This is a genomic window from Dietzia maris, from assembly GCF_014144855.1.
GTDB lineage: Bacteria > Actinomycetota > Actinomycetes > Mycobacteriales > Mycobacteriaceae > Dietzia > Dietzia kunjamensis.
This window is the reverse complement of record NZ_JAALDN010000213.1, coordinates 1-7,033: the sequence shown is the minus strand read 5'-3', so window position 1 is coordinate 7,033 and position 7,033 is coordinate 1. Positions and strand designations below refer to the sequence as shown.

The window sequence follows — 7,033 nt, the reverse complement described above, 5'->3', positions numbered from 1 at the left end:
CCAGCTCGATCCGGGCGCGCCTCGTCGTCGTCATCCCGACACCCCGGGCGTCACGGCCTCGCGGGGTGACCTCCGGTGGGTGATCATCGGCGTCGGCGAGTCGTCGAGGCGGTCCATCAACCACATGATGGTCGCCACCTCGCCCACCCACGCCAGGCTCACGCACCAGCCGGCCAGGATGTCGCTCGGGAAGTGCACACCCAGGTACATGCGGGTGACGCCGATGGCCGGGACATACCCCGCGGACCCGACGATCACCGGGTAACGCCACGCCGTTGGCCAGGCCAGGACGCAGGCGCACCCGGCCAACGCCGCGCTCGCCATGGCGTGACCGCTGGGGAACGAGTAGCTCTTCTCCTCCACGATGTGGGTGAAGAACGTGGGCCGACCCCGCCGGTACAGGGCCTTGAGCACCGAATTGATGACCGTCGACCCCACCAGGGACACCGTCAACAGTGCGGCGGGCCGGCGACTGCCCCGGACGGAGACCAGATACGCCGAGGTGGCCAGGGCGAACAACGGCACCGCAGTGACTCCGCCGAGTTCGGTGACGGCCCGGACGATGCGCGTGTTGCGCGGCGAATGGCGACTCTGCAGCCACAGCATGACGGGGCGGTCGAAGGGCAGGCCCGCATCGCCGCGGATGCGCTCGGCCAGCTCAACGAATCCGATCACCGGGGTCGCGAACCCCACGAACGCCACCCCGAAGATCGTCCACGTCCCGCGCGGCAGGGGCATCTCCCGCCGGTCGACGATGCTGCCCAGCACCCCGTCCGACGGGTACAGCTGCCGCAGGATGTCCCGAGCGGAGGTGAACGCTCGGGAGCGACGGGAGGTCGTCGTGCGCGACATGCCCCCACACTAGGCAGAGCGGCGGCCTTCCCGCCGGTGGATCGCCGCGAGGTCGGGTGCGGCGCGGTTAGGGTGGGCCGCAGGCGACCCGAGAGGCGGACGACGAATGAGCCAGACCCGTGTGGAACATGACCTGCTCGGTACCAAGGAGGTCCCGGCGGAGGCGTATTACGGCATCCACACGGTCCGGGCCGTCGAGAACTTCCCGATCACCGCCACCACCATCAGCGACATCCCCGACTTCGTCCGCGGCATGGTCATGGTCAAGAAGGCCGCCGCGCTCGCGAACCTCGAGATGGGTGTCCTCGACGAGACGGTGGCGAAGGCGATCGTCGGGGCCTGCGACGAGATCCTGGTCGACGGGCGCTGCATGGACCAGTTCCCCTCCTGCCAGTTCCAGGGCGGCGCCGGCACCTCGGTGAACATGAACACCAACGAGGTCGTGGCCAACCTCGCCCTCGAGCGCCTCGGCCACCCCAGGGGCTCCTACGACATCGTCAGCCCCAACGACGACGTCAACCGTTCACAGTCCACCAACGACGCCTACCCCACCGGATTCCGCATCGCCCTGTGGCACGCGCTGGAGCGACTCGAGCCGGCGATCGTCGCCCTGCGGGAGGCCTGCTACGACAAGTCCGAGGAGTTCCGCGAGGTCCTCAAGATGGGGCGCACGCAGCTGCAGGACGCGGTCCCCATGTCGATGGGCCAGGAGTTCGGCGGCTTCGCCGTGACGCTCGACGAGGAACTCCACGTCCTCGGCGCCGCGGCCCGGATGCTGCTCGACGTCAACCTCGGTGCGACCGCGATCGGCACCGGAGTCAACACCCCGCCCGACTATCGTCGCGCCGTCATCAGACATCTGCGGGCCGTCACCGGACTGCCGGTCACCGGCGCGATGAACCTCATCGAGGCCACCAGCGACACCGGCGACTACGTCAACGTCCACGCCGCCCTCAAGCGGACCGCGGTGAAGGTCTCCAAGATCTGCAACGACCTGCGGCTGCTGTCCTCGGGGCCGCGCGCCGGCTTCAACGAGATCAACCTGCCGGAGCTGCAGGCCGGGTCGTCGATCATGCCAGCCAAGGTCAACCCGGTGATCCCCGAGGTCGTCAACCAGGTGTGCTTCAAGGTGATCGGCAACGACGTCACCGTGACCATGGCCGCCGAGGCAGGTCAGCTCCAGCTCAACGTCATGGAGCCGGTGATCGCCCAGGCGATGTTCGAGTCGATCTCGCTGCTGACCAACGCCATCGAGACGCTGACCGAGAAGTGCGTGGAGGGGATCACCGCCAACGTCGAGGTGGCCCGCCAGAACGTGATGAACTCGATCGGGATCGTCACCTACCTCAACCCGATCATCGGCCACCACAACGGTGACCGGGTCGGCCGTGAGTGCGCCCGGTCGGGCCGCGGGGTCCGGGAGGTGGTGCTGGAGATGGGGCTGCTGTCGGCGGAGGAGCTCGATGACATCTTGTCGCCGTCCAACCTCCTGCGGCCGAAGTACAAGGGAAAAGGTGGTACACGGGACGTGGCACAACCCGGGCAGGATATGACCGGCCCCACGGCCTGACCCGGGTGAGCCGTGTCGGGGTGAGCCGTGTCAGGCGGGGGGCTCGCCGACGCGACCGATGCTGCTCACGGCGAGGTTCCCCAGCGAGCTGTCGAAACCGAACTGCTGGTCGATGAATGCGGACGAGCCCGAGATCGCGGCGTTGATGGCGGCGGACGAGCCGACGGTGAAGTCGAACTGGGCGAAGAAGTCGGCGATGGCCTTGAGCATGAGTGCCTCCAGATGGATCGGTGGTCGCGCCGCGAACCGGGCGGCGGGACATGAGCTGGCTTACACAGGTGATATCGGACCCGCCGCCCCGATCGTTAGCCGCGCAAACTCATGATTCCGGCCCGCGCGCCCGCTACCGTCGCACCATGAGCTCTCCCACCTCCCGCGTGGTCGCCGGGCGCGAGATCACCTTCCCGGTCCCCGTCGTGTCCGCCTCGGTCTCCGGCGCGGCGTTCCTCACCCGGGCAGCCGTCGTCCGCCGGCTCATCGCGGCCGGCCGTCAGTCCGCCGTTCTCGACGCTGCGGGCGCCGAGCCGGTGGCACTACCCGGCGGCCGGACCCCCGCGATCATGATCCACGTGCGGTACCACGACGTGCCCGGCAACGTCCTGGGTGCGTACCACGAGATGGGAGTGGCTTTCCAGCTCAAGGTGCCGGGCCACGGGACGCTGGTGCACATCCACGAACTGCCGGTGGACCAGGACTTCACCCTCGCGGCGGGCAACGAGCTGTGGGGCTTTCCCAAGTGGAAGGGCGACATGGTCGGCACCGCCGGCGGGGCGCTCGACGATGCTCGTCTCGGGGCGGTCGGGTCGGCGGGCGCGGGCGGGGTCGATCTCAGGCTGGATACCCGCGTCGGTGTCCCGATCCCCGGCAGCCAATCACTCGCCATGAACTGCGTGCAGGTCCTCGACGGTCAGCCGGTGCGGGTCACGGCCGAGGCCACCGCCCGGGGTGGGCGGATGCGTCCGCTGAGCGGCGCTCGCGTGACGATCGCGACGGGCGCGGATGACAGCGACGCCGATGTCGCGCGGTTCGCCGAGGCGGTACGCGAACTCGGGCTGGACCGCGCCCGCGCCCTCGCCACCTTCTCCTACGACAGGTTCGAGGCCGAGTTCCAGGCGCCCGAACGGATCGGCTGACGCCGCCCGGGGCGCCGCCCGGGGGCGCCGCCGCCCAGAGCGGCGTCGCCGAGCAGCATCGCGAACGCGGCGATTCCGCTCACACCCTGCGCGTTGCCGATGAGCCACCGCAGCACGTGGGCGGCTGGGTCGACCGCGGTGAGCGCGTAGGCGTAGTGCGTGCCGATCAGGTGGGTGAGGACCAGGACCGCCACCGCGATCCGGACCGGTCTGCGCCGGGCGGTCAGTAGTAGCGGGATGGCGATGATCACGCCGGACCAGTGGTGGGTCACCGCCACCGGAGAGGCGATGAAGACCCCGAGGGCGACCAGGAGTAGGGCGTCGACGGGCCGGTTGTCCCGGGTCAGTCGCCAGGCTCCCCAGGTGGCTGCCGCGGCGACGAGCAGGAAGAAGCCGTAGACGGGCGGGTCGAGGTGCTCGGCGGGGATCCGGGCCCGGGCCAGCAGGCCGCTCAGGGCCTGGTTGGGGACGAAGTGCCGTGTGCCGCCCCGTTCGGTGAGGAAGAACTCGGCGGTCCAGAAATGCCAGGACTCGGCCGGGCGGATGAGGTGCCCGAGGCCGATCGTGGCCGCGACTGTCCCAACCGCCCGTGCCAGGGACGCCCAGTCTCTACGGACGAGGAACAGAACGCCGAACGCGGCCGGGGTGATCTTGATGCCGGCGGCCAGGCCGAGCAGGACGCCGCGGGCGCGGCGGGGAGTGAAGCCCAGGACGTCGGCGGTGACCATGAGGATCAGGAAGATGTTGATCTGGCCGAAGCCGATGTTCGCGCGGACCGGCTCGAACAGCAGCGCCACGCCGGTCAGTGCCAGGGCCAGGGTTCGTGCGCCCTGAAGCTGGAGCCGGGACGCGGCCATGGCCAGGATCGCCCAGACCGCGACCACCGTGGCGGCGGTCCAGGCGAGCTGGGCGACAGTGGCTCCGAGTGGCGCCAGCGGCAGGAAGACGACGGCGCCGAACGGCGGGTAGATGAACCTGAAGCCCGAGCGGGTGGGAAAGCCCTCGGAGTACAGGTCCGCCCCGGCCAGCAGGGCCCGTCCGGCGTCCTGGAACTCCTGGAGGTCCAGCATGAACTCGGTCGCGGCTCGCACCATGACCGCGGTGATCACGGCCGCGGTCAGGATCAGACCTGCCAGGCGCAGCGCGCTCCCCGGCTTCGGGAGGGTGTGCATCGGGTAGCGCTCCTTTCGGTCCGGAACGGGGTGCGGTCGACCAGGATACGGTCTGGTCAGGCCGGGTCGGGCCAGGTCAGTGCCCCTCACCGAGGTTGCCGGAGAGCTTCTCCAGTCGCTCCTGGCTGGCCCCGTCGAGGCCGATGATCTCGACCGTCTTGCCCTTGGCCGCGTACTTGTGGCTGATCGCATCCAGGGTGGCCACGGTGGAGGCGTCCCAGATGTCGGCCTCGGTCAGGTCGATGACAACGTGCTGGGGATCGCCCGAGTAGTCGAACTGGTAGACCAGATCATTGCTGGAGGCCCAGAACAGTTCCCCGCGGACCCGGTAGGTACGGATGTCGATGGTGCCGTCGTGATTCACGTCGAGCTCCGAGACCTTCTCCAGGCTCGTCATGTGCGCGACCCGGCGGGCGAACATGACCATCGCGGTGAGGACGCCGAGGACGACGCCGATGGCCAGGTTGTGGGTGATCACGGTGGCGGCCACGGTGACGATCATGACGACCGTCTCGCTGAGCGGCATCAGACGCAGGGTGCGGGGATGGATGGAGTGCCAGTCCAGGGTGGCCACGGAGACCATGATCATCACCGCGACGAGAGCGGCCATGGGGATCAGGCCGACGATGTCGCCCAGTGCGACGACGAGGATGAGCAGGAAGACGCCCGCCAGGAGGGTCGACAGGCGGGTGCGGGCGCCCGACTGCTTGACGTTGATCATGGTCTGGCCGATCATCGCGCAACCGCCCATGCCGCCGAAGAAGCTGGTGACGATGTTGGCCACACCCTGGCCCCAGCCCTCGCGGGTCTTGTCGGTGCGCACCTCGGTGAGGTCGTCGACGAGTTTGGCGGTCATCAGGGACTCCATGAGCCCGACCAGGGCCATCGCCAGGGCGTAGGGGGCGATGATCTGGAGCGTCTCCATGGTCCACGGCACGTCGGGGATGAACAGCGACGGCAGCGAGTCGGGCAGTTCACCCTGGTCGCGCACGTTGGGCATGGTCCAGCCGAACAGCACCACGACGGCGGTGATCGCCACGATCGTGATCAGCGGTGCGGGAACCGCGGCCGAGAGCCGGGGGAAGAACACCATGATGCCGATGCCGGCCGCGACCATCGGGTAGACCAGCCAGGGCACCCCGAGCAGGTGCGGGATCTGCGCGGTGAAGATGAGGATCGCCAGGGCGTTGACGAACCCGACCATCACGCTGCGGGGGATGAAGCGCATGAGCCGGCCCACGCCGATCAGGCTGAGGACCACCTGGAAGATGCCGGCCAGCAGCACTGTGGCGACGAGGTAGTCCATTCCGTAGTCACGCGCCACGGGGGCGATGACCAGAGCGATCGCGCCCGTGGCGGCGGAGATCATCGCCGGCCGCCCGCCGGTGAAGGCGATCGTCACGGCCATCGTGAACGAGGCGAACAGCCCCACCCGCGGGTCGACTCCGGCGAGGATCGAGAACGAGATGGCCTCGGGGATCAGCGCGAGGGCGACGACCAGTCCTGCCAGCACCTCGGTGCGCAGCCGCCGGGCCGAGGAAAGGGCGTACCTGAATGACGCGAGGACACCGACGGGCGCCAGACCGTCATCGTCGACGCCGGGAGCGGGAGCGGCCCCGGGCGTGGTCGCGGGAGCTGTCACGGAGAATCTTCCTCACCACGTAGGGGCATGACACACTCTCCCGTAGCGGGAGATTCCGAATGTACCGTAACGGTAGAGTTGGCCGAGCGCGAACCCGAGCCCATGAGTGTGAACAAGCCCACAAGGAGAACGATGTCGGACGACGCGGTGCGCAAGATCGGCGAGGTCGCCGAGATCACCGGTTTGTCGATCCGCACCCTCCGTCACTACGACGAGCTCGGCCTAGTGGTGCCCTCAGGTCACACCGCCGGTGGGTTCCGGCTCTACACCGATGCGGATGTCCAGCGACTGCTCCTGGTGCGGCGGATGAAGCCCCTGGGGTTCTCGTTGGAACGCATGAGGCAGTTCCTCCGGGCGACGGACGTCCTCTCGGCGGGCCGCGGCTCGGGTTCGGTGGAGCTCGACGACTGGCACGCGGCCCGGACGACGGTCGAGGAGATCCGCTCGGAGGCGGAGGCCCGCTATCGCGACCTGCAGACCCAGCTCGACTACGGCACGGAGTTTCTGCAGCTGGTCCGGAGATTCGACTAGGGCCTCCCGGCGCCCGTCGGCTCCAGTCGGGTCGCGGCAGGCGCGAAAGGCGTACCGGGAGTCAGTCCGCGGCGGCCCGTCCCGCGGCGAGGGCCTGACGGGCGACCGGCTCGGCGGCGGCCCGATCGGTGGC

At 69.2% G+C, this 7,033-nt stretch carries 7 protein-coding genes; 3 read left to right on the top strand and 4 right to left on the bottom strand.

Annotated elements, in window-relative coordinates; all coding sequences use genetic code 11:
- Positions 1–30: 30 nt before the first annotated feature.
- Complete coding sequence (locus G6024_RS07515; RefSeq protein ID WP_096906584.1) at positions 31–852, bottom strand: phosphatase PAP2 family protein; 822 nt, start codon at positions 850–852, stop codon at positions 31–33.
- Between the two features lie 106 nt (positions 853–958).
- Between G6024_RS07515 and aspA the strand changes: the two genes are divergently transcribed.
- Positions 959–2,422: an aspartate ammonia-lyase gene (aspA, locus tag G6024_RS07510; protein ID WP_096906585.1), complete on the top strand. Its 1,464-nt coding sequence runs from the start codon at positions 959–961 to the stop codon at positions 2,420–2,422.
- A 30-nt stretch (positions 2,423–2,452) separates the two neighbouring features.
- Here the strand turns inward: aspA and G6024_RS07505 are convergent, their stop codons facing one another.
- A complete protein-coding gene (locus G6024_RS07505) occupies positions 2,453–2,632 on the bottom strand; it encodes a hypothetical protein (RefSeq protein ID WP_119192540.1) in 180 nt (59 codons plus the stop codon).
- Positions 2,633–2,778: 146 nt separating this feature from the next.
- On the opposite strand from G6024_RS07505, the gene G6024_RS07500 reads away from it, so the two are divergent.
- Positions 2,779–3,555: an acetoacetate decarboxylase family protein gene (locus G6024_RS07500; RefSeq protein WP_067718905.1), complete on the top strand. Its 777-nt coding sequence runs from the start codon at positions 2,779–2,781 to the stop codon at positions 3,553–3,555.
- On the opposite strand, the gene G6024_RS07495 is transcribed toward G6024_RS07500, so the two are convergent.
- Both G6024_RS07495 and G6024_RS07490 read right to left on the bottom strand, forming a co-directional pair.
- Positions 3,507–4,727 (bottom strand): glycosyltransferase 87 family protein, encoded by a 1,221-nt coding sequence (locus tag G6024_RS07495; protein WP_159148394.1) that lies wholly within the window; start codon positions 4,725–4,727, stop codon positions 3,507–3,509. The two genes, G6024_RS07500 and G6024_RS07495, sit on opposite strands and share 49 nt — an antisense overlap.
- A 76-nt stretch (positions 4,728–4,803) precedes the next feature.
- Positions 4,804–6,369 (bottom strand): SulP family inorganic anion transporter, encoded by a 1,566-nt coding sequence (locus G6024_RS07490; RefSeq protein ID WP_159148393.1) that lies wholly within the window; start codon positions 6,367–6,369, stop codon positions 4,804–4,806.
- A 132-nt stretch (positions 6,370–6,501) separates the two neighbouring features.
- On the opposite strand from G6024_RS07490, the gene G6024_RS07485 reads away from it, so the two are divergent.
- A complete protein-coding gene (locus tag G6024_RS07485) occupies positions 6,502–6,900 on the top strand; it encodes a MerR family transcriptional regulator (RefSeq protein WP_067718910.1) in 399 nt (132 codons plus the stop codon).
- The last annotated feature ends 133 nt before the right edge of the window (positions 6,901–7,033 follow it).